The following is a 20,438-nucleotide window of genomic DNA, read 5'->3' as shown; positions in this document are numbered from 1 at the left end:
CCCCGGCGGGTCTGCGCGGACGCCCGGGGCCCCGGTCCATCGAGACTCCTGGTCCGCCGAGGCTCTCTGGCTCACCGGGGCTCTCTGGCTCACCGGGGCTCTACGCCGTCGCCTTGGCGGCCGGACCCACCGCGGCCTGCTCCCGCGTGAGGTGGCGGCGCCGGACCGGCAGCCCGAGCGTCGGGTTGGCGGCACCCCAGGCGGCGACCTTGCAGACCAGTTCCTTGTAGACGGCGGCGGGCCGTCCGGTCAGGGCCGCCCGCACGGCGCGGTCGTCGGCGGTGACGTACTGGATCAAACCCTCCTTGCGGCCCAGCGAGATGCACTGGTTGAAGTAGCGCAGCGGAACGTACGGGAGCTTCCCGCCTGTCAGGCGCGCCGCGATCGCGCCGGCGGCCTGCCACGCGGTCAGGACTCCCGAGGCGCACGACATCCGCAGCGGCTTGTCCCCGGGGCCCGTCACCATGGCCGCGTCGCCGACGGCGTACACGTCCGGGTGCGAGACCGAGCGCATGGTCCCGTCGACCACGATCTGCCCGGTTCCGGTGACCTCCAGGCCGCTCGCCTCCGCGATCGGGTGGACCGCGAAGCCGGTGGTCCACACGGTGACCGCGGCCGGGACGACCCCGCCGTCGGCGGTGGCGACGCGGTCGGTTCCGACGCCGGTGACGGCGGTGTGCTCGTGCACGGTGATCCCGAGCCTGCCGAGGACCTTCCGCAGGTGCTCGCGTCCCCTGGGCGAGAGCCAGTCGCCGAGGCCGTCGCGGGCGGCGAGGGCGACGTCCAGGTCGGGGCGGGCCTCGGCGATCTCGGTCGCGGCCTCCAGGCCGGTGAGGCCGCCGCCGACGACGACCACACTCTGCCCGGCGCCGAGACGGGCCAGGCGCTCGCGCAACCGGAGTGCCCCGGGCCGGCTCGCGATCTCATAGGCGTGCTCGGCCGTCCCGGGGACGCCCTGGGTGTTCCAGCCGCTGCCGAGGGCGTAGACGAGCGTGTCGTAGGCGATCTCTCCGGTGCCGTCCGCGCCGGCGACGGCGACCGTCCTGCGGTCGGCGTCGACGCCGGTGACCTTCGCGATCCTCAGTTCGACGCCGGTTCCCGCGAACATCTCGCGCAGCGGCCGGGGCCGGAGATCCTGGCCGGTCGCCAGCTGGTGCATGCGGACGCGTTCGACGAAGTCGGGCTCGGCGTTGACGAGGGTGACGGCCGCGTCCTCGCGGCGGAGCCGCCTGGCGAGGCGGCCGGCGGCGATGGCTCCGGTGTATCCGGCTCCGAGGACGACGATGCGGTGCTGCATTTCCCTGCTCCTGTCCCAGTCGGGTGTCCTGCGTGGATTCACCCCTTGAACCAGACGGCCCGCCGTTGCCTGACAGGAATCCGATGTGAAGCACCTCACATCGGGATCAGAACGCCTCGAACAGCGGCTCCCCGTGGTCGACGGCCGCCCAGTGCGCACTCGCGCGTTCGAGCTTGTCGGGGTTGACCTGGTTGAGAACGGCGGCGATGCCCTCGGCGGTGACCTCCAGGCACATGACGCCGACGACCCGGCCGTCCACGACGGCCACCACGGCGGGGTCGCCGTTGGCGGTCCAGGCGTAGACCTCGACCGTGCCGCCGGCTATGGCGCGTTTGGCCTCGCCGGGTTTGAACAGGCCCCGCAGGAGCCTCGCGACCGCGACCGCGCCCTCGAACGCCTTGGCGCGGGCCGGGACCTTCCCGCCGCCGTCGCCGATCGAGACGGCGTCCTCGGTGAGCAGGCGCACGAGCGGCTCGATCCGGCCGTCGGTGGCGGCGGCCAGGAACTCCTCGACGATCCGCCGGGCGGCGGCCTCGTCGATCTCGGTGCGGGCCCTGCCGTCCGCGAGGTGCTTCCTGGCGCGGTGGAGGATCTGCTGGCTGGCGGCCTCGGTGATGTCGAGGATCTCGGCGACCTCCCGGTGCGGATAGTCGAAGGCCTCCCGCAGCACGTACACCGCCCGCTCGCCGGGAGACAGGCGCTCCATGAGCGTGAGGACCGCGTACGAGACCGATTCGCGCTGCTCGGCGGTCTCGGCCGGGCCGAGCATCGGGTCCCCGGCCAGCAGCGGCTCGGGAAGCCACTGGCCCACATAGGTCTCGCGGCGCGCCCGCGCGGAGGTGAGCTGGTTCAGGCACAGGTTGGTGAGGACCTTCGTCAGCCAGGCCTCGGGGACCTCGACGCGGCCGACGTCGGCGGCCTGCCAGCGCAGGAACGTCTCCTGCACGGCGTCCTCGGCCTCCCCGGCGGAGCCGAGAAGACGGTAGGCGACGGCCTCCAGGCGCGGCCTGGAGGCTTCGAACCGGTCGACGTCGTCCGCGGTCAGGGGCATGCCCCGATCCTAGATCGCGGAACGCGGACCGGTCGCTGCCGTCGCGAGGCGTTCACACGGTGACCACGACCTTGCCCCTCGCGTGTCCCCGTTCCAGATAGCGGACGGCCTCGGCGGTCTCCTCCAGCGGGTAGGTCCGGTCGATGACGGGGGTGACCTTCCCCGACTCGATGAGCCCGCTCACGACGGCGAGGTCGTCGGCGCTGGTGCGGGACAGGAAGAACCCCATCCGGGGCATCACCATGACCTTGACCATCCCGAGCACCGGCCCGATCCACCGCCCCTTCGACGGCGCGCACTCCACGAAGACGCCCTTGGGCGCGAGCACCCGCCGGTTCGCCAGGACGCCGCGGTTGGCGACCAGGTCGAACACCACGTCGTACCGCTTCCCGGCCCGCGTGTAGTCCTCCTTGGTGTAGTCGACGACGTGGTCGGCGCCGATCGAGCGGACCAGCTCCACATTGCCGGTGCCGCACACCCCGGTCACCTCGGCCCCCATCGCCTTGGCGATCTGCACCGCGAACGTCCCCACGCCCCCGGCGGCCCCGTTGACCAGCACCCGGTGCCCGCTCCGGATCCGGCCCCTGTCGCGCAGCCCCTGGAGTGCGGTGAGCGCCGCCACCGGGACGGCCGCGGCCTGCTCGAACGTCAGCCCGGCCGGCATCGTGCGCAGCATGCCGTCCTGCCGCAGCCGGGCGTACTCCGCCAGGCCCGTCGTGCCCGGCACGAGGTCCAGGCCGCAGCCGCCGTACACCTCGTCCCCCGGCCGGAAGGCGGTGACGCCGGAGCCCACCGACTCGACGACGCCCGCCAGGTCGGCGCCCAGCGCCGTGTGCCTGGGGCGGGTCAGGCCCATGTCCAGGCGGGCGAAGTACGGCGCGCCGCGCATGTTGTGCCAGTCCAGCGGGTTGACGGAAGCGGCGCGTACGCGGATCAGCACGTCGTCGGCCCCGACGGCGGGCATGTCCGCGTCCTCCAGTCGCAGTACCTCGGGCGGGCCGTAGGCGTAGTAGCGGATGGCTTTCACGGTTCCCAGGGTGCGGAAGCCGTCGGGCCCACGAAATCACGTGAATTCGTGATTGGGCGAGTAGTGTCCGAGTCACGATGGCCAGACCCCCGCGCCGCCCGGGCAACCTGCCCGCCGAGGCCACCAGTTTCATCGGCCGCCGTCGTGAGCTCGCCGCGGTCAGAAGGAGGCTCGCCGAGGCCCGCCTGGTCAGTCTCGTCGGGCCCGGCGGGGTCGGCAAGACGCGTCTGGCGCTGCGGGCGGCGGGTGATCTCGGACGCGCTTTCCCCGGGGGCGTGTGGCTGGTGGAACTGGCCGAGGTACGGGATCCCACGCTGGTCGGCGATGCCGTCATGGCGGCCCTGGACCTGCGGGCCCAGGCCACGGCCGAGCCGTCGGCGGTGCTGGCGGCGTACCTGCGGGACAAGAGGCTGCTGCTGGTGGTCGACAACTGCGAGCACCTGCTCGCGGCGACGGCCCGGCTGGTCGCGGAGGTGATGCGGGCGGCGCCGGGCGTACGGGTGATCGCGACCAGCCGGGAGCCGCTGTCGGCGCCCGGCGAGCACGTGGTACCCGTACCGCCGCTCGATGTGCCCGCACCGCACGGTGTACCTCCGCCGCACGGTGTACCTCCGCCGCACGGTGTGCCCGCACCGCTCGATGTGCCCGCACCGCACGCCCGCCCGCCGCTGGCGAGGCTGCGGCAGAACGAGGCGGTCATGCTGTTCACGGAGCGGGCCGCGGCGGCGTCGGGCGCGTTCGAGCTGACCGCGGCGAACCAGGCGGCGGTGGCCGGTCTGTGCCGCCGTCTCGACGGCCTGCCGCTGGCGATCGAGCTGGCGGCCGTACGGACGCGGGTGCTGTCCGCCGAGCAGATCCTTGACCGCCTCGACGACCGGTTCGGGCTGCTCACCGGCGGTGTGCGGGCGCTCCCGCGCCACCAGACGCTGCGCACCACCATCGACTGGAGCCACGACCTGCTGGATCCGGCGGAGCAGGTGCTGCTGCGGCGGCTGTGCGTCTTCGCCGGCTGGTTCACGCTGGAGGACGTCGAGGCGGTCTGCGCGCAGGAGGGCCTGCCCGCCCTGGACCCGCTGGCGTCGCTGGTCGGCAAGTCGCTGGTGATGAAGGAGGACGCCGGGGGCCTGGCCTGCTATCGCCTGCACGAGACGATGCGCGAGTACGCCGCGCTCAGGCTGCGCGAGGCCGGCGAGGAGGAGGCCGTCGGCCGTCGGTTCGCCGGCCACTACATCACGCGCTGCCTGCGGGCGGCGCCGCAGGCCCGGCGGCGACTGGCCGAGTGGCTCGACTGGATGGACCTGGAGATCGACAACGTACGCGCGGTGCTGCGGGGATGCGTGAGCGGCGCGGACGCGGCGCGCGGCATGAACCTGGTCTACGCCATCGGCTACTACTGGATCACCCGCGCGCTCAACGAGGGGGTCCGGTGGACCGAGGAGTTGCTCGCCTGCGAGGGCGCCGGGCCGGCCGAGCGGGCCAGGGCCGCCTTCACTCGCGGTTTCCTGGCGGTGCTGCAGTCGGACGCGGCGAGCGCCGGCCCCGCGCTGGAGGAGGCGGTGGCCGGAGCCGGAGAGGCGGGGCTGCCGTCCGTGCTGGCGCAGTCGCTGTCGCTGGCGTCGATGGCGGCGAGCATGTCGGGGGACCGCGCGGAGGCCGGGCGGCTGGGTGAGCGGGCCCGTGCCGCCGTGGAGGGGCTGGACGACGACGCGGCCGTGCTCATGTTCCTGCAGTCGCGCGCGCTGAACGGCCTCTTCGAGGGCGACCTCGGCACGGTCGCGGAGGCGGCGGCCGAGGGTGTGCGCCTCAGCCGGGAGATCGGTGACCTCTACAGCCTGGACATGATGCTGCTCAACCTGGGCTCCGCCAGGTTGATCGCGGGCGCGCCCGACGAGGCGGGACCGCTGCTGGCGGAGGCGCTGCGGGTCGCGTACCGGATCGACGACCGGGTGGGGCAGTACGTGCTGCTCGACGCGCTGGGCTGCGTCGCGGCCGGTTCCGGGCGGGCGCGGCAGGCGGCGCTGCTGATGGGGGCGGCCGAGACCGTGCGCGCGGAGGCCGGGGCGAGCGTCCTGCCCTTCCTCCCGCCGCTGCTGGCCCGGGCGGGGGAGGCGGCCGGGGCGGAACTGGGAGCGGCGGCTTTCGAGGAGGAGTACGCGGCCGGGAGGCGGCTGAGCAGGGACGCCGCGATCGGGCTGGCACTCGGCGGACCCGCACCGCCCGCCGAGGCGCAGCAGGGAACACCGCGCGAGAGACCGGACGAGACGCCGCTCGGCAGGCGGCAGGCGGAGGTGGCGCGGCTGATCGCCGAGGGGCTCAGCAACAGGCAGATCGGCGAGCGGCTGTTCATCTCGGAGCACACGGTGGACAGCCACGTGCGGGTGATCATGAACAAGCTGGGGTTCAACTCCCGGGCGCAGATCGCCGCCTGGACGGCCTCCCCCGACCCGTAGCCGCACGTCGCGGTGAGACTCCGCGTGGACGGTGATCCCGTAGCCCGCGGCCGATCGTGTCGCACGTCCGGAAGAGGCTGGAGCGATCGCCGAATCATGGCGCCGTACGCTCTTTCGTACGGCCGTGCGGGGGCATGGAGGGAGTGCCCCGGGAACAGACGACGCGGTGGAGGTGATCGCAGTGCCGGTGCCGGAAAGGGCCCTGCCGCACCCCGGGCCGGACGAGGGGGCGCGACACGGCCGGCTCACCGCCCGCCCCGCCGCCAATCCCGTGACCGTCGAACCCGGCACACACCGGCTGGACGGGCGGGTCCTGCTGTACGTGCCCCCGATCCCGCAGGACGGGCCGTCCCGGCTGGCCGTGGTGCTCCACGGCGCGGGCGGCACCGCCGAACAGGCCCTGGGCTGGCTGTCCCCGCACGCCGACGCCGCCGGATCGCTGCTGCTGGCGCCGCAGTCCGTCGCGCCCACCTGGGACGTGATCACGGGCGGGTACGGCCCCGACGTGGCCCGGCTCGACGCCGCACTGGAGGAGGTCTTCACGCGTACGGCGGTCGCCGCCGGCCACGTGGCCGTGGCCGGGTTCTCCGACGGAGGCTCCTACGCGCTCTCGCTGGGAGTGGCCAACGGCGACCTGTTCCGCGCCGTGCTGGCCTTCTCCCCGGGATTCATGGCGGCGATGGTGCACCACGGCCACCCGCGGTTCTTCGTCTCCCACGGCACCGGGGACCGCGTGCTGCCGATCGACCGGTGCAGCCGTCGCCTCGTCCCCGCGCTGCGGGAGAGCGGATATCCGGTGACCTACCAGGAGTTCGAAGGCGGCCACGAGGTGCCGCCGCAGGTGGTGAGCACGGCGGTGCGCTGGTGGACGGAGCCTGCGGCCATCGACGCCTGAGCCTCGTCCTGCGGCCCATCGAACAGGACCGCTCACAGAACAGGACCGCTCACAGAACAGGACCGCCGCCCAGGGCGGAAAACGCTCCCGGAGGGGGCGTATCCTGCGCCCGTGGGACTGCGGTTCGAGACGCGCCGGTCCGACTCGCCGTGGGTCGACACCGTGTGGACATGCACCAGCCGGCGGGTCACCGAGATGACGTCCGTCGCAGGGGTGCGGTGGGGCCTGGTGTTCTGGGAGCAGGCAGGCCGGGCGTACGCCGGCGTCACCGGCCCCGGGACCCGGACCGGCACGGTGCCGGTGCCGGAGGGCGCGACCTTCACCGGCATCGAGTTCGCCGTGGGCACCTCGTTGCGGGCCGTGCCCACGCCGGCGCTGGTCGACGGCGGCATCGAGCTCCCCGACACCACGCGCCGGACGTTCCGGCTGGAGGGCGCGCGCTGGGAGACGCCCGGCCCCGACGACGCCGAGGCCCTGGTGGGCAGTCTCGTCCGGGCCGGGATCGTGGTGCGCGACCCGCTCGTCGCCGAGGTGCTGCGGGGTGACCGCCCGGCCGTGTCGGGGCGTACCGTCGAACGCCGGTTCCGCGCCGCGACCGGACTGACGCGGGGCGTGGTCCGGCAGATCGAGCGGGCCCGCACGGCGGCGGAGCTGCTGGCCGCCGGCGACCCGGCCGCCGACGTCGTCGCCAAGCTCGGCTACTGCGACGAGCCGCACCTGGCCCGGGCACTGCGCTCCTACGTCGGACGCACCGCCGGGCAGCTGCGCCAGGGCACCGGCGGCGCGATCGCCCTCGACCTGGATCAGCGCCCGACGTCGTAGACCAGCTTCAGGATCCCGTTCGAGTAGCTCTCCGACTCCCGCAGCGTCAGCATGTGCTTGTCCCGGTCGGCCCTGCCGAACAGGCTCTTCCCGGCACCGAGCAGCACGGGGAAGACGAGCAGGTTGTACCGGTCGATCAGGCCCGCGTCCGACAGCCGCCGGGCCAGCTCCGCGCTCCCGTGGATGAAGATCGCCCCGCCCTCTCCCTCCTTGAGCGCGGCGACGTCCTCGGTCGAGCGCAGGATCGTCGTCGGCCCCCACCCGCCGACGAGGGCGTCCTCAGGCAGCGTGGCCGACACCACGTACTTGGGCAGCTCCTTGTAGTCGGCGTGGTCCTCCGAACCCGGCCAGACCGACGCGAACGCCTCGTAGCTGCGGCGGCCGAACATCAGCGCCGTCGTGTCGGCGAGCTCCTCGCCCTTCAGCGACCAGGCTTCCGGGACGAAATCGAGGTCCTTGAACACCCACCCGCCACTGCGGTGCTCCTCCCCCGGCCCGCCGCCGGGCGAGTCCACGACGCCGTCGAGTGACATGAAACCGGTGTAGACCAGGTCACGCATTGTGCTGTCTCCTCATGTTCGGGCGGACTGCCGGGTCCACGCTAGACCGTGCTCCCGGCGGCCGTCTTGGACGAAAACGACAGCGGCCCCGCATCCCGCCGCGACCTGCCCGCCGCCCAGGATGGGAAACGCCCCTCCTCAAGCCCTCGACACCTCTGATCGTTGAATTCCGAGAGCTTTCGGAGAAGCCTCCGGAGCCCACCGCTTGAATTCCATCCCCATATGAACAAACACGTTTTCCGTACGACCTTCCCATTCAAAACCGGCGGCACCGAAAATGGCGGCGCCACCCCCGGAAATCCCTCCGGCGGAAGCGGCGAATATTGCGGACACCAGGCCCGGCGGAGGCTCCGGACCGGCCTGTCACGCAAGGAGATCCTCGCCTGCCACGGCGAGGCCGCCATCGCCGGAGCCGACACAGAAAACGACGGCAGAGGTCGCCCTGCGCCTCGCAGAAGACACCGGAGAGGGTGGAGCCGTCACCGCGGAATCCGGCGATATCAGCGACAGCGACCGGGACCGGCGCTGCGCACGGATACCCGTGCGATCGCGTAACGGGGCGGATGTCCTCCAATTCGCATCGATCGGTCACCGACCCCCGATCCGGCCTTCCGACGGCATTATGATCACCCGCCGGGATCGAGTGATCACTGCGGGCGAGATCGGCACGGCCCGCACCACCCGGTCGGCGACGTCCGCCGACCGGGCGGACCGGTTCCGGACGAGAGGCTCGACGCCGTGAGCCTCCGGGCCGATCGGGCGATCGGGGTCCCGGACCGCGCCCTCGCGGCCCGGCGTCCATCGACATGATCATTCAAGCGGTGCCCGGGGGCACCGGCACGCCGTTTGACCTGGGCGGATGAATTTTCCGTATCCGCACTCTTGCCAATACGACAAGTACGAGCCTATTCTCCCGGAAGGGAAAGCGCTTTCCTAATTTACCAGGTTCGTTCCGGTGGAGGCGACATCGCGGCACCCACAGCGACTCCGCGCATGAGCCCTTACTCGGCCACTACGAGGGCTTGACCCATGATGTCGACACCCCACGGAACGAAGGGTGTGCGCCATGACAACGACGTATCGCGCCATCCATCGCGGTTTCAACGGCGACGGCTTCTTCTGACAGGCGGCCCTTCACGCCGCCGGCACCGATGCCCCCGAAAAGCCCGGGCCGTAGCAGAACCGCCGACCCGGTCCCATCGAGAAGAGCACCCCCATCCGGGCCGATCAGCGGCAGGCCGGCGGTCCCCACGACCTGCCGGAACGATCACGGCGCGGAGCAGCAGCACCCGGCATCCGACGAAAAAGGGAAGGCGAGAATGAGACGACCAGTCGCACCGCGGCTTTACGCGGCACTGGCCACGGCGACCATCGCGGCGGCGACCGGTGTGGTCCTGTCGAGCCCCGCGGCCTCGGCCGCGGCCGGCGGCGCCACCGGCTACGCGACCCAGAACGGCGGGACCACCGGCGGTGCGGGCGGGCAGACGGTACGGGCCACCACGGGTACCGCGATCCACGCGGCCCTGTGCAACCGGGCCAGCGCCAGCACCCCGATCACCATCCAGGTCGAGGGAACCATCAACCACGGCAACACCGCCAAGGTGTCGGGCGACAGCTGCAACACCGCCGCCGGAGTGATCGAGCTCAAGGGGATCAGCAACGTCACGATCGTCGGCGTCGGCGGCGGAGCCGTCTTCGACCAGGTGGGCATCCACATCCGCGACTCCAGCAACATCATCATCCAGAACGTGACGGTCAAGAACGTCAAGAAGTCGGGCTCGCCCACCTCCAACGGCGGTGACGCCATCGGCATGGAGAGCACGGTCCGCAACGTCTGGGTCGACCACACCACCCTGGAGGCGTCGGGCGGGGAGTCGGAGGGCTTCGACGGCCTCTTCGACATGAAGGGCAACACCCAGTACGTGACGCTGTCCTACAGCATCCTGCGCAACTCCGGCCGGGGCGGCCTCGTGGGCTCCAGCGAGAGCGACCTCTCCAACGGCTTCATCACCTACCACCACAACCTGTACGAGAACATCGACTCCCGTACACCCCTGCTGCGCGGCGGCATCGCGCACATCTACAACAACCACTACGTGAGCCTCAACGAGTCCGGCATCAACTCCCGCGCCGGGGCCCGCGCCAAGGTGGACAACAACTACTTCAAGAACTCCAAGGACGTCCTGGGCACCTTCTACACCGACGCGGCCGGTTACTGGCAGGTCAGCGGCAACATCTTCGACAACGTGACCTGGTCCAGCCCCGGCACCGACAACAAGCCCGCCGGGCCCAACCCGACGTCCAACACCACCGTCAGCATCCCCTACTCCTACAGCCTCGACGCGGCCGGCTGCGTGCCGGGCGTCGTGAGCCAGACGGCGGGCGCCGACAAGGGCCTGAAGGTGTCGGACGGCAGCTGCTCGCCGCAGACGCCGACCGCCACGCCGACCGCCACCCCCACCACCACTCCCACGTCGACGCCGACCGCGACGCCGACCGTCACCCCCACCTCCACGCCGACCCAGCCCAGCGGGACCAACCTCAGCATCGGGGCCGGCTCCGACGGCTCCAGCAAGGCCGGTGGGACGAGCTACGGCAACGTGCGGGACGGGAACCTGAGCACCTACTGGTCGCCGTCCGGCTCGACCGGTTCCATCTCGATCAAGTGGGACTCCGCCACCGCGGTGTCCAAGATCAACATCCGGGAGGCCTCGGGCTCCACGGGCGCCATCAGGACCTGGAGGGTCCTCAACGGTGACACCGGCGCCGTCCTGGCCTCCGGCAGCGGAGCGGGCGTCATCACCTTCGCCCGGACCTCACTGCGCAAGATCACCTTCGAGATCACCGGCTCGACCGGCACGCCGAAGGTCGCCGAGTACGAGACCTACGCCGGTTAACGGCACGGTCCCGCCGGACACCGGCACCGTGACCGCCATCCACTGCTGATCACCCGGACCGGGGGCCGTCGGAGCCGACGGCCCCCGGTTCCGCTGTGCCGGCGGCAGGAAGACGGCGTTGCCGGCTCGAACTCGATCGATTATCGTCGATTAACGATGAATGAGAACATGGATCCGCTGGACCGCGCCTCCGCCGAGGAGTACGCGAGCTGGTTCAGGGCGCTGGCCGACGCCACGCGCATCCAGATCGTCTCGCTGCTGGCGCGGCGCCGTACACCCATGACCGTCAGGCAGATCGTGCAGGCCTCCGGGGTCGGCCAGTCCACGGTCTCCCACCACTTGAAGATCCTGGCCGAGGTCCGGTTCGTCCTGGTGGAGCGGCGCGGCACCGCGAGCCTGTACCGGATCAACGAGGCGTGCGTGCGCTGCTTCCCCACCGCCGCCGACGTGGTGATGGGCAACCCGGTCCCGGCCGCCCCCGCCTGCGAGTGAAAGGAGCCGGCGATGGCCCACGAGGAGATCGTCGAGCGCTACTCCGGCCTGGCCCGCGCGGCCCTGGCCGGGGAGGACGTCGTGGACTGCGGAGCCGAGGCGTTCGCCCGAGGGTGTTTCGGCGCGGCCGGCTACGACGACACCTCCGGTCTGCCCGAGGGGGCGCTGCGGGCCAGCCTGGGCTGCGGCAATCCGGTCGCGATCGCCGAGCTGCGCACCGGGGAGACCGTGCTGGACCTGGGGTCGGGCGGCGGCCTCGACGTACTGCTGTCGGCCCGCCGGGTCGGCCCCACCGGCCGCGTCTACGGCCTGGACGCCGGCACCGAGATGCTGGAGCTGGCCCGGCGCAACGCCGAGCGGGCCGGTGCGGCCGACGTCGAGTTCCTGCACGGGGTGATCGAGGCGATCCCGCTGCCGGACCGCAGCGTCGACGTGGTCGTCTCCAACTGCGTGGTCAACCTCTCCGACGACAAGGCGGCCGTGCTGGCCGAGGCGTTCCGGGTGCTGCGGCCCGGCGGACGCCTGGGGATCAGCGACATGGTGACCGACGACGTGGTGACCGACGACGCGGTCGCCGATGACGGCGTCGACGCGGTACGGCGGGCCGCGGCCGAGGCCCGGGTGGGCTGCGCCGCCGGGGCCCTGGCCACAGGCGACTATCGCCGGCTGCTCGCGGCGGCCGGGTTCACCGGCGTGGACATCACCCTGACCGCCGATCACGGCGACGGCGTGCACTCGGCCGTCGTGCGCGCGGCCAAGCCCGCGATCGGGCCCGGCCTGGAGATCCGCCCGATGCGTGAGGCCGACGCCGCCCAGGTGCTGGCGATCTACCAGGCCGGGCTGGACACCGGTCAGGCCGGCTTCGAGACCACCGCCCCGTCCTGGGAGGACTTCACCTCCGGCAAGCTGGAGCACCTGCGCTATGCGGCCGCCGACGTCGTCACCGGTGAGGTCGCCGGCTGGATCACGGCCTCACCGGTCTCCTCAAGGTGCGTGTACGCCGGGGTGGTCGAGCACAGCGTCTACGTCCACCCGGACCACCACTCGCGCGGCGTCGGCCGCGCCCTGCTGGCGGCCTTCATCGCCGCCTCCGAGGACGCCGGGATCTGGACGATCCAGTCGGGCGTCTTCCCGGAGAACATCGCCAGCCTGCGCCTGCACGAGGCGCTCGGCTTCCGGGCGGTGGGCGTGCGCGAGCGCGTCGGCCGCCACCACGGGACCTGGCGGGATGTGGTGCTGCTGGAGCGGCGCAGCCCGGTCACAGGCCGGTGACCGGGCGGGCCCGTAGCGCGCGCAGGTGACCTCCGGGATCAACCGGCGCAGTCGCATCCGGCGGCGGCCTTGGCCTCGGCCGCGCTCCGGGCCGGATCGACGGCCTGCTCGGCGGGGGTGCAGCAGGCGACGGTGCCGCAGCAGGCGTCGCCGCCGGCGGTGATCGCGGCGCTCTTGCCGAGGGTGTCGGCGTCGGCCTTGACCACGTAGACCTCCCAGGGCTCGGCGCCGGGGCCGTGGACCCAGACCTTGTCCTGCACGGCGTAGCAGCAGGAGGTGTCGTTCTCCTCGAAGGTGGCCAGGCCGGCCTGCTTCAGGCGCTCGATCGCGGCGTCGACCTCCTCGGTGGAGGCGACCTCGACGCCGAGGTGGTCCAGGCGGGTGTCCTGGCCGGTCTCGCCTTCGATGAGCACCAGTTTGAGCGGCGGTTCGGCGATGGCGAAGTTGGCGTAGCCCTCGCGGCGCTCGGCCGGGGCGGCGCCGAAGAGCTTGGAGTAGAAGGCGATCGAGCCCTCCAGGTCGGCGACGCGCAGGGCGAGCTGGACACGGGACATGACGGCTCCTCAGTGCCGATTTGATGTCTGTCTATATAACGAGGCTGCCACCTTGAATAGATAATTGTCAATATAGAGATATGTCGAAGCAGCCCGTCGGGACTCCCGACGATCGATTCACCCGCGACAAGGGAGGCGGACCCGGTCCGGGCTTCGGTGTACTCCCGGGTGATCTCACGACACGGACGATGGAGGGTGTGCTGCTGGCTCGCTACGAGTTCACGGTGCTGCGGGCGAAGCCGGAGCGCAGCCCGGTCACCGGCCTCACACTCATGGCACCGGCCGGTCGCCGGGCGGACGCCGAGGCGGGCGCCCGGCGGGGGCTGACCCATGTCCGGGCCACGATGCTGGCGCGGGACCTGGCCAGCTCGCCGCCGTCGATGCTGACCGCCGCCGTACTCGCCGAGACCGCGCAGCGTCTGGCGGCCGAGTGCGGGCCGGACGTGGAGGTGTTCGAGGAGACCGCGCTGCGGGAGATGGGCTGCGGCGGGCTGCTGGGGGTCAACGCCGGCAGCGTCGGCCCGCCGCGGATGATCCGGATCCGCTACCGGCCGGACGGCGCCCCGGCCGACGCCGCGCGGTGAGACGGGCACCAACCCCCAGTACCGGATCGTCACCGAGACCACGGAGATCAGGAGCCTGCTGAGCGCCGACGGGATCCGGTTCATCTTCACCTCGCCGGTGTCGAACTTCAACGACCTCGGCGTGGTCACGGTGTGTCCGGGCTCGCCTACGGCAAGGGCGCCGGTGTTCGTGCCGCTGTTCCTGCGCCCGGACGTGGCCCCGCAGACCGTGCTCGCCGCCTGCCGGCTGGGCGACTCGCCGGTCAACGCGGTCACTCCGCTGATGGTGTATCTGCCGTTCATCGTCCTGCTGGCCCAGCGCTACCGGCGGGACGCCGGGATGGGCACGGTCGTGTCGCTGATGATCCCGTACACGCTGGTGGTGGCGGTGTCCTGGCTGCTGTTCTTCGTGGCGTGGTACCTGCTCGGCATTCCGCTCGGCCCCAACTCGCCCATCAAGGCCTGACCGCGTCCTCGCCCGCCAGGGCCTGACCGCGTCTCAGCGGTTGTCGCGCCGGGCCTGCCGCCGGGACCCGGTCGCCCGGGTCGAGGCGTGGCGTTTGGGGATGCCGGCGTGGTCGGGCTGCCGGTCCAGCCGCTGCGGCTCCAGCCGATCGGACGCCGGACGGTCGGGCGGCCCCGGCGGGACCCGGTCGCCCGTCCGCCGCGCCGCGGCCAGCCGCTCGGCCTGCAGCGCCGCGGCGCTGGCCCGGGCCGCGGAGGCCAGCTGCTCGCTCACCCGGGCCAGCGCGTCCTCGAACACCTCCGCCTTCGCCCGCGTGCGGCTGTTGCGCGCGTACGCCTTGCCACGGCCGCCGGCCTGCTCGACCTGCGCGGCGGCCTGACGGCGATAGACCTTCACGTGCTTGGTACGGGCCCGCCGGATCCGGAGATGCAGATCGAGCAGGGCGTCCTCGTCCAGCTCGGCCAGGCGCTCGGGCGCGGTCTCCCGTACGAGCAGGAGTTCCACCTCGGTCAGCGAGTTGAGCAGTGCGTCCATCTCAGCGTCCCTTTCTGTGGACCGTACGCCGGCTCCGGCTCCTGGTATCTCCCGCCTGTCTGGGGCTCACGGCTGCCGGGCGATCAGCTCGGTGAGGGCGGCCGTGCGCTCTGCGCTCCACCCGTCCGGCGGGGCGATCTGCGCCCACGCCGCGACCGGCGCGGCGCCGTAGTTGTGCCCGTGCCCGGCCGGCGCGCCCCCCGCGACCGCCATGTCCGCGGTGACCTGCCAGAAGGTGACGAACGGGTACCACCTCATCGCCGGCAGCACGTCGCCGCCCCGCGGCTCGTCGAGCCAGTCCGGCCTGCGCACCGCGAGCCGCGGCGACCACCAGGTGATCGGGTCGGAGGCGTGCTGCAGGTACACCACCCGGGGCCGGCCCCAGGCGGCCGGCGGGTTCGCGAGGTCGGCGGCCGGGTCCGCCGCGAACCGGATCGTCTCGCCCCCCTCGTAGCCGGGCAGCACCTCCCGGGTGCCGGGGTCCCGGTCCGCGGTGAACTCGCGCCACAGCGTGTTGCTGGACGGCGGGCCGACCAGCAGCATCCCGTCGACCCGGTTGCGCATGTCGCCGCTGCCGCTGAACGCGGTCTCCGCGCCGAACGAGCCCAGGCTCTCGCCGAACACCAGCAGCAGCGGGCGCTGATCGATCGGCAGCCGGGACCACACCCGGTACACCGCGTCGAAGAGCTCCCGGCCCGCCTCGCGCGCCCGCTCCGCGTCGACGAGGAACGATATCCAGCTCGGCAGGTAGGAGTACTGCATCGAGGCCAGCGCCGTGTCGCCGTTGTACAGGTACTCCAGCGGGTCGGCCCCGTTGGTTGCCCAGCGACGCCCACGACACCGGTGACCCCGGGCCGCCGGAGCGGTCCGGGCTGTCCGGCGCCGCCACGCCGGGCGAGGTCTCCCCGTTGACCGCGGCGAACGTGCGGTCGGCGGCGTTGAACAGCCCCTGCAGCACCACTCCGTTGCCCACCCCGATGACCAGGGCGACCACCACGATGACACCCAGCGCCCGCGCCGCCGGGGCCGCCATCCCCCGGCCGAGCAGACGGGACAGCGCCCGCGTGGCACGGCGCAGCAGCCGGGCCGCGCCCACCAGCGCCGCGAACAACAGTGCGGCCAGCAGTACGACCAGCACGTAGCCGCCGCGCGGTGGAGGGGCCAGCCCCATCAGCCGGTGGATGTCGTGTTGCCAGCCCGAGCCCAGCCAGCAGAAGACCACGATCAGCACCACGGCGGTCGCGGAGAGGACCCGCCGTGCGGTTCCGCCCGGTGCGGGCAGGGTCCGGCGGCCGGAGACCCATCGGGCCAGCCAGTTGATGAGCACGCCCAGGCCGTAGCCGGTCGCGGCCAGCAGCCCGCTGATCACCCCCTGGAACGCCCAGCCCCGCGGCAGCAGCGACGGAGTGACCGACGCGCAGAAGAACAGCGTCGCCCCCACCAGCCCGGACAAGGTGTAACGCCGGCGGCCGAGGAACCGCCGGACCCGTTGTGACCGGCCGCCCGGCGCGTGCTCGGGTTCGGTCACCATGGTCGCGTACTCCGGGGACTTCATGATCAACACGGCCTCGCTTCCGGGACCGGGCCCCGGCGAACAGGGCGGCCACCGTCGAGCCTCGTCCGGCACCCGTGTGACCGGCCTCATCCGCCGCGGGTGAACGCGGGCGAACCGGCGTACTCACCCCGTACGGGCGATGACCATCGCCGTCATCGCCGCGACGGTGGATCCCGTACGGACGGGGTTCACGGACGGCCGTACCTGCTCATGATCGCGCTGTTCGTGCTCACCTGCGCACTCGGGCAGATCATCAGCAACACGGCGACCGTGCTCATCGTCGTGCCGATCGCGGTCAGCGCGGCCCTGGAGATCGGGCTCTCCGTCGAGCCGATCGTCATGCTCATCGCGGCGGCCGGCGCCGCGTCGTTCCCCACGCCGATCGCCACCCCCGCCGACCTGATGGTGATGACCCCGGGCGGATACCGCTTCGGTGACCACTGGAGGCTCGGCCTGCCGCTCATGGTGCTGTGGCTGGCCGTCGTGGTCGGAGCCGACCTCGGGTGGCTGGAAGGCCTGATCACCCGCCGGGTGCCGCTGGAGCGCTTCACCGAGGCGCTGACCGCCCGGCCCGACGACATCAAGGTCGTCCTCACCCTGACCTGAGTCCCGCGCCGGCCCGGGTCTCGCACTGAATCAGAATTAGGGCTATCACGGAGGGTACGGCCACAGCCGGACATCCATCGAAGGAGGGAAGATGACCACCACGACGATGCCGATGCTGGAGACGTACCCGGCCGAGATCAACCTCGACCGCACCAAGCTCGCCGCCACCATCGACGCGCTGATCGCATGCAGCGAGGCCTGTACGGCGTGCGCCGACGCCTGCCTGAGCGAGGGCATGGTCGCCGAGCTGACCAAGTGCATCCGCACCAACATGGACTGCGCCGACATCTGCGCCACCACCGCCCGGGTGCTGTCGCGGCACACCGGCTACGACGCCAACATCAGCCGCACCCTGCTGGAGGCCTGCGCCATGGCCTGCAAGGCCTGCGGCGACGAGTGCGGCTCCCACGCCGGCATGCACGAGCACTGCCGCATCTGCGCGGAGGCCTGCCGTACCTGCGAACGGGCCTGCCGCGACCTGCTCGCCACGATGGGCTGATCACGGTCACCGGTCGCGCACCGGCCCGGTCCGCGGAGCCGGAGCGACCGCTTCGGCCGCCCCGCCCGATGAGGGAGCCACGGCGACCGTCACCGTGGTCTCCCCGTCGGGCTCCCGGGAGGAACGGCAGATCTCCCCGGACAGACTGCCCCGGACGGACTGTGCCGATCGGATGCACGGCCCGGTGAACGGACGGCTTTGCCGGTCGCAAGTCGGGGCATAACGGCAGCGGCGATGTTTCTCCCAGCGGGAGGTCCACAGATGCTGGACGAGCACGAGGCGCGGGCGGTCACGACACTGCTGGAGGCGCTGGCCGACCGGCTGGAGGACGACCCGCTCGGCACCGACGCCCGGAGGATGGCCACCGTGTTGCGCAGGCGCCTCGACGACGCCGCCGTCGCTCCCGGCCAGGCAGATCACCGGGCGGCGCAGGGCGACCGTGAACAGGGCGACCGCGAGCGGATCGTCGAAGGTGAACAGCGGCGACCACCGCAGGGACCGCCATGGCCGGACGGCGGCCTCGCCCGCAGCGAGAGCGACCGGGCCCGCCGGCTCATGGCGGACCTGCGCGACGCACGGGGCCGGACCGAGGACGTCGTCGGGCGGTCCGAACAGGCCCGCCAGAACGCGGTGGAAGCCCAGCGCCGGGCCGAGCAGCTGACCCGGCGCGTTCTGGAGCTCCAGGTTCGCCGACAGGACGAGGCCGACGGCAACGGGCGGCATATGCGATGACCGACCGGCCGCACAGCGGGCCGTCTCCTCGACACCTCCGGGACGGCCCGGCAGGACCCGACGGGGTGGACCCGGACATCGACGACCGCAGGAAAAAGTCCGAGCACCTGATCGCCCAAAGCCGGGCCGCGGTGCGGCGCGCCGAGCAACTGCAGGCCGACACCGAAGTGATCGGGCGGCGGCTGCAGGCCAGGCAGGCCGAGGCGTACGAGCGGCTGCGGGACCTCGACGGCGGGGACGCCGGTGCGCTGCGACGCTTCCTGCTGCCCTACGTCGAGTGCGCCGACCCCGGCAGCGTCCTCCTGTCCGGGCTGGAGGCCGCGCTCGAACTCACCGGCGCCGACATGGGCAACGTGCAACTGCTCAACGGCACCTCCGACGGGCTGCGGATCGCCGCCCACCACGGCTTCGACCAGCCTTTCCTGGACTTCTTCGCCCTCGTCGCCGACGACCGCTCGGTGTGCGGGCAGGCCATGGTCACGCGGGCGCCGGTGGCGGTGCGCGACGTCGATCGCGACCTGCTGCCGGCCCGGACCCCGGCCGCGCTGGCGCTGCGGGAGGCCGGGGTGCGCGCGGTGCAGTGCATGCCCCTGCTCGACCGGCACGGCGAACTGCGGGGCATGCTGTCGGTCCACTACCGCACCGTGCACGAGCTGACCGCGGCCGAACGCCGTCTGCTCCAGACACTCGGCCACCGCCTCAGCCGCCTGCTCCAGACGTCCCCCTCCGGGCTTCACCACCCATCGCGCACGGCGAAGCCGGCGGGTTCTCCGTAACGACGCGCCCCGCCGGCACCGATCTCGCGGATGCGAGTGCAGATCCCTCCTATCTGTTGCTGATGCACCGTCATTCCGGTGTTCAGGCTGGAATGTGCGGAGTGTATGGTGATGCCCTGTGACGACGTTTCGGATCAGTGAGGCCGCCGCGCTGCTGGGGGTCAGCTCCGACACCGTGCGCCGCTGGGTGGACGCCGGGCGGCTGAGCGCGCAGCGCGACGAGCACGGCCACCGGCGCGTCGACGGCGCCGATCTGGCCGCCTTCGCCCGCGACCGGATAGGGACCGAGGGGGGCGGCGGCTACTCCTCGGCGCGCAACCGCTTCCGCGGGATCGTGACCGAGGTGGTCCGGGACGCGGTGATGGCCCAGGTGGAGATCGCCGCCGGGCCGTTCCGGGTGGTGTCGCTGATGAGCCGCCAGGCCGCCGACGAGCTCGGCCTGGAACCGGGCGTGGTGGCCCTGGCCGTGGTCAAGTCCACCAACGTCGTCGTGGAGATCCCCGACCGTGAACACGTGGCCGGCAGCTGAGAAGGAGCACCGTTGGTGTCCAGAGATCTTTCCCGGTGGACCGCGGCTCTCGCGCTCACGCTGGCCGCGGTGTCCGGGTGCGGTTCCGGCGGGAACGCCGCCACCTCCACGCCGGCCCCGGCGGCCGGCGGGAACGCCCGGGAGCTGACGGTGTTCGCCGCCGCCTCGCTGACCGGTGCCTTCACCGAGCTCGGCGAGGCCTTCGAGGCCGCCCACCCGGGCGTGAGCGTGAAGTTCAACTTCGGCTCCAGCGCCACGCTGGCCCAGCAGATCATCCAGGGCGCCCCGGCCGACGTGTTCGCCGCGGCCAGCCCGGCCACCATGAAGACCGTCACCGACGCCTCCCTGGCCGCCGCCCCGACGGTTTTCGCGCGCAACAGGCTGCGGATCGCGGTGCCGGCCGACAACCCCGCAGGCGTCGACGAGCTTGAGGACCTGGCCGATCCCGAGGTCAAGGTCGCGCTGTGCGCCGCCCAGGTGCCCTGCGGGGCGGCGGCCGTCAAGGCCCTGGAGGCGGCCGGGCTCAAGGTCACCCCGGTGACGCTGGAGCAGGACGTCAAGGCCACCCTCACCAAGGTCGAGCTGGGTGAGGTCGACGCCGCCCTGGTGTACGCCACCGACGTGCTGGCCTCCGGCGGCGAGGTCAAGGGCATCGACTTCCCCGAGGCCGACAAGGCGATCAACGACTATCCCGTCGCCGCCCTGGCCAAGGCGCCCGCCGGGCCGCAGGCGCAGCGGTTCGTCGACCTGATCCTGTCGCAACAGGGCAAGGACGTGCTGACCGAGGCCGGATTCCAGACTCCCTGACGTGACGACCGCCACCCCGCCCGTCTCCGCTCCCGGCCGCACCTCCGGCCGGGA

The 20,438-nt window shown here is 72.4% G+C and carries 21 protein-coding genes and 1 pseudogene; 14 read left to right on the top strand and 8 right to left on the bottom strand.

All coding sequences use genetic code 11. The features are described 5' to 3' along the window. Positions 1-100: 100 nt before the first annotated feature. The 3 genes from Pta02_RS02330 to Pta02_RS02320 form a co-directional block, all read right to left on the bottom strand. Positions 101-1,297: an NAD(P)/FAD-dependent oxidoreductase gene (locus Pta02_RS02330; protein WP_203872954.1), complete on the bottom strand. Its 1,197-nt coding sequence runs from the start codon at positions 1,295-1,297 to the stop codon at positions 101-103. Positions 1,298-1,403: 106 nt separating this feature from the next. Then, the gene (locus tag Pta02_RS02325) at positions 1,404-2,348 is read right to left on the bottom strand and encodes an RNA polymerase sigma-70 factor (protein WP_203872953.1); all 945 of its coding nucleotides are present in this window, start codon (positions 2,346-2,348) and stop codon (positions 1,404-1,406) included. Positions 2,349-2,400: 52 nt separating this feature from the next. Continuing rightward, positions 2,401-3,375 (bottom strand): NAD(P)-dependent alcohol dehydrogenase, encoded by a 975-nt coding sequence (locus Pta02_RS02320; protein WP_203872952.1) that lies wholly within the window; start codon positions 3,373-3,375, stop codon positions 2,401-2,403. Positions 3,376-3,452: 77 nt separating this feature from the next. Between Pta02_RS02320 and Pta02_RS02315 the strand changes: the two genes are divergently transcribed. The 3 genes from Pta02_RS02315 (at position 3,453) to Pta02_RS02305 (ending at position 7,542) form a co-directional block, all read left to right on the top strand. Further along, entirely contained in the window at positions 3,453-5,825 is a 2,373-nt protein-coding gene (locus tag Pta02_RS02315; RefSeq protein WP_203872951.1) for a LuxR C-terminal-related transcriptional regulator, read from the top strand. Between the two features lie 166 nt (positions 5,826-5,991). Further along, complete coding sequence (locus tag Pta02_RS02310) at positions 5,992-6,720, top strand: alpha/beta hydrolase (protein ID WP_203872950.1); 729 nt, start codon at positions 5,992-5,994, stop codon at positions 6,718-6,720. A gap of 111 nt (positions 6,721-6,831) precedes the next feature. After that, entirely contained in the window at positions 6,832-7,542 is a 711-nt protein-coding gene (locus Pta02_RS02305) for a helix-turn-helix domain-containing protein (protein ID WP_203872949.1), read from the top strand. Here Pta02_RS02305 and Pta02_RS02300 read toward each other — a convergent pair. Then, on the bottom strand, positions 7,524-8,102 hold the full coding sequence (locus Pta02_RS02300) for a dihydrofolate reductase family protein (RefSeq protein WP_203872948.1): 579 nt from the start codon (positions 8,100-8,102) through the stop codon (positions 7,524-7,526). The two genes, Pta02_RS02305 and Pta02_RS02300, sit on opposite strands and share 19 nt — an antisense overlap. Positions 8,103-9,421: 1,319 nt before the next feature. Here Pta02_RS02300 and Pta02_RS02295 point away from each other — a divergent pair. The 3 genes from Pta02_RS02295 to Pta02_RS02285 all read left to right on the top strand — a co-directional run bounded on the left by Pta02_RS02295 (position 9,422) and on the right by Pta02_RS02285 (position 12,763). Then, a complete protein-coding gene (locus tag Pta02_RS02295) occupies positions 9,422-10,999 on the top strand; it encodes a pectate lyase family protein (RefSeq protein WP_203872947.1) in 1,578 nt (525 codons plus the stop codon). A gap of 156 nt (positions 11,000-11,155) precedes the next feature. Further along, positions 11,156-11,491, top strand: coding sequence for an ArsR/SmtB family transcription factor (locus Pta02_RS02290; RefSeq protein WP_203872946.1), 336 nt, complete (start codon positions 11,156-11,158; stop codon positions 11,489-11,491). Positions 11,492-11,503: 12 nt separating this feature from the next. Further along, positions 11,504-12,763 (top strand): GNAT family N-acetyltransferase, encoded by a 1,260-nt coding sequence (locus Pta02_RS02285; RefSeq protein WP_203872945.1) that lies wholly within the window; start codon positions 11,504-11,506, stop codon positions 12,761-12,763. 38 nt (positions 12,764-12,801) lie between these two features. Here the strand turns inward: Pta02_RS02285 and Pta02_RS02280 are convergent, their stop codons facing one another. Beyond that, entirely contained in the window at positions 12,802-13,317 is a 516-nt protein-coding gene (locus Pta02_RS02280; RefSeq protein WP_203872944.1) for an ArsI/CadI family heavy metal resistance metalloenzyme, read from the bottom strand. Between the two features lie 197 nt (positions 13,318-13,514). Here Pta02_RS02280 and Pta02_RS02275 point away from each other — a divergent pair, with 197 nt between their 5' ends. Then, positions 13,515-13,901 carry a hypothetical protein gene (locus tag Pta02_RS02275; protein WP_203872943.1) on the top strand — a complete coding sequence of 129 codons (387 nt, stop codon included), beginning with the start codon at positions 13,515-13,517 and terminating at the stop codon, positions 13,899-13,901. Between the two features lie 97 nt (positions 13,902-13,998). Next, on the top strand, positions 13,999-14,346 hold the full coding sequence (locus tag Pta02_RS02270; RefSeq protein ID WP_203872942.1) for an AbgT family transporter: 348 nt from the start codon (positions 13,999-14,001) through the stop codon (positions 14,344-14,346). 33 nt (positions 14,347-14,379) lie between these two features. Here the strand turns inward: Pta02_RS02270 and Pta02_RS02265 are convergent, their stop codons facing one another. The 3 genes and pseudogenes from Pta02_RS02265 to Pta02_RS42245 form a co-directional block, all read right to left on the bottom strand. Then, the gene (locus Pta02_RS02265) at positions 14,380-14,880 is read right to left on the bottom strand and encodes a hypothetical protein (protein WP_203872941.1); all 501 of its coding nucleotides are present in this window, start codon (positions 14,878-14,880) and stop codon (positions 14,380-14,382) included. A gap of 66 nt (positions 14,881-14,946) precedes the next feature. Then, entirely contained in the window at positions 14,947-15,681 is a 735-nt protein-coding gene (locus tag Pta02_RS02260; protein WP_275423549.1) for an alpha/beta-hydrolase family protein, read from the bottom strand. A gap of 73 nt (positions 15,682-15,754) precedes the next feature. Continuing rightward, positions 15,755-16,411: pseudogene (locus tag Pta02_RS42245) on the bottom strand (alpha/beta-hydrolase N-terminal domain-containing protein); the annotation flags it as partial. On the opposite strand from Pta02_RS42245, the gene Pta02_RS02250 reads away from it, so the two are divergent. From Pta02_RS02250 to modA, 6 genes are all read left to right on the top strand, one after another. Beyond that, positions 16,391-17,041, top strand: coding sequence for an SLC13 family permease (locus tag Pta02_RS02250; RefSeq protein ID WP_307837438.1), 651 nt, complete (start codon positions 16,391-16,393; stop codon positions 17,039-17,041). The pseudogene Pta02_RS42245 and the gene Pta02_RS02250 sit on opposite strands and share 21 nt — an antisense overlap. A 91-nt stretch (positions 17,042-17,132) precedes the next feature. After that, the gene (locus Pta02_RS02245; protein ID WP_239129335.1) at positions 17,133-17,540 is read left to right on the top strand and encodes a four-helix bundle copper-binding protein; all 408 of its coding nucleotides are present in this window, start codon (positions 17,133-17,135) and stop codon (positions 17,538-17,540) included. Positions 17,541-17,801: 261 nt separating this feature from the next. Beyond that, positions 17,802-18,272 (top strand): hypothetical protein, encoded by a 471-nt coding sequence (locus Pta02_RS02240; RefSeq protein WP_203872939.1) that lies wholly within the window; start codon positions 17,802-17,804, stop codon positions 18,270-18,272. Between the two features lie 65 nt (positions 18,273-18,337). After that, positions 18,338-19,048: a GAF domain-containing protein gene (locus tag Pta02_RS02235; RefSeq protein ID WP_203872938.1), complete on the top strand. Its 711-nt coding sequence runs from the start codon at positions 18,338-18,340 to the stop codon at positions 19,046-19,048. Between the two features lie 118 nt (positions 19,049-19,166). Beyond that, complete coding sequence (locus tag Pta02_RS02230) at positions 19,167-19,577, top strand: TOBE domain-containing protein (protein ID WP_203872937.1); 411 nt, start codon at positions 19,167-19,169, stop codon at positions 19,575-19,577. A 15-nt stretch (positions 19,578-19,592) separates the two neighbouring features. Then, complete coding sequence (modA, locus tag Pta02_RS02225; RefSeq protein ID WP_203872936.1) at positions 19,593-20,384, top strand: molybdate ABC transporter substrate-binding protein; 792 nt, start codon at positions 19,593-19,595, stop codon at positions 20,382-20,384. Positions 20,385-20,438 lie beyond the last annotated feature (54 nt).

It is taken from the genome of Paraplanobispora takensis, assembly GCF_016863195.1.
GTDB classification, from domain to species: domain Bacteria; phylum Actinomycetota; class Actinomycetes; order Streptosporangiales; family Streptosporangiaceae; genus Planobispora; species Planobispora takensis.
The sequence above is the reverse complement of the archived record's forward strand: the minus strand, read 5'-3'. Positions and strand labels throughout refer to the sequence as shown.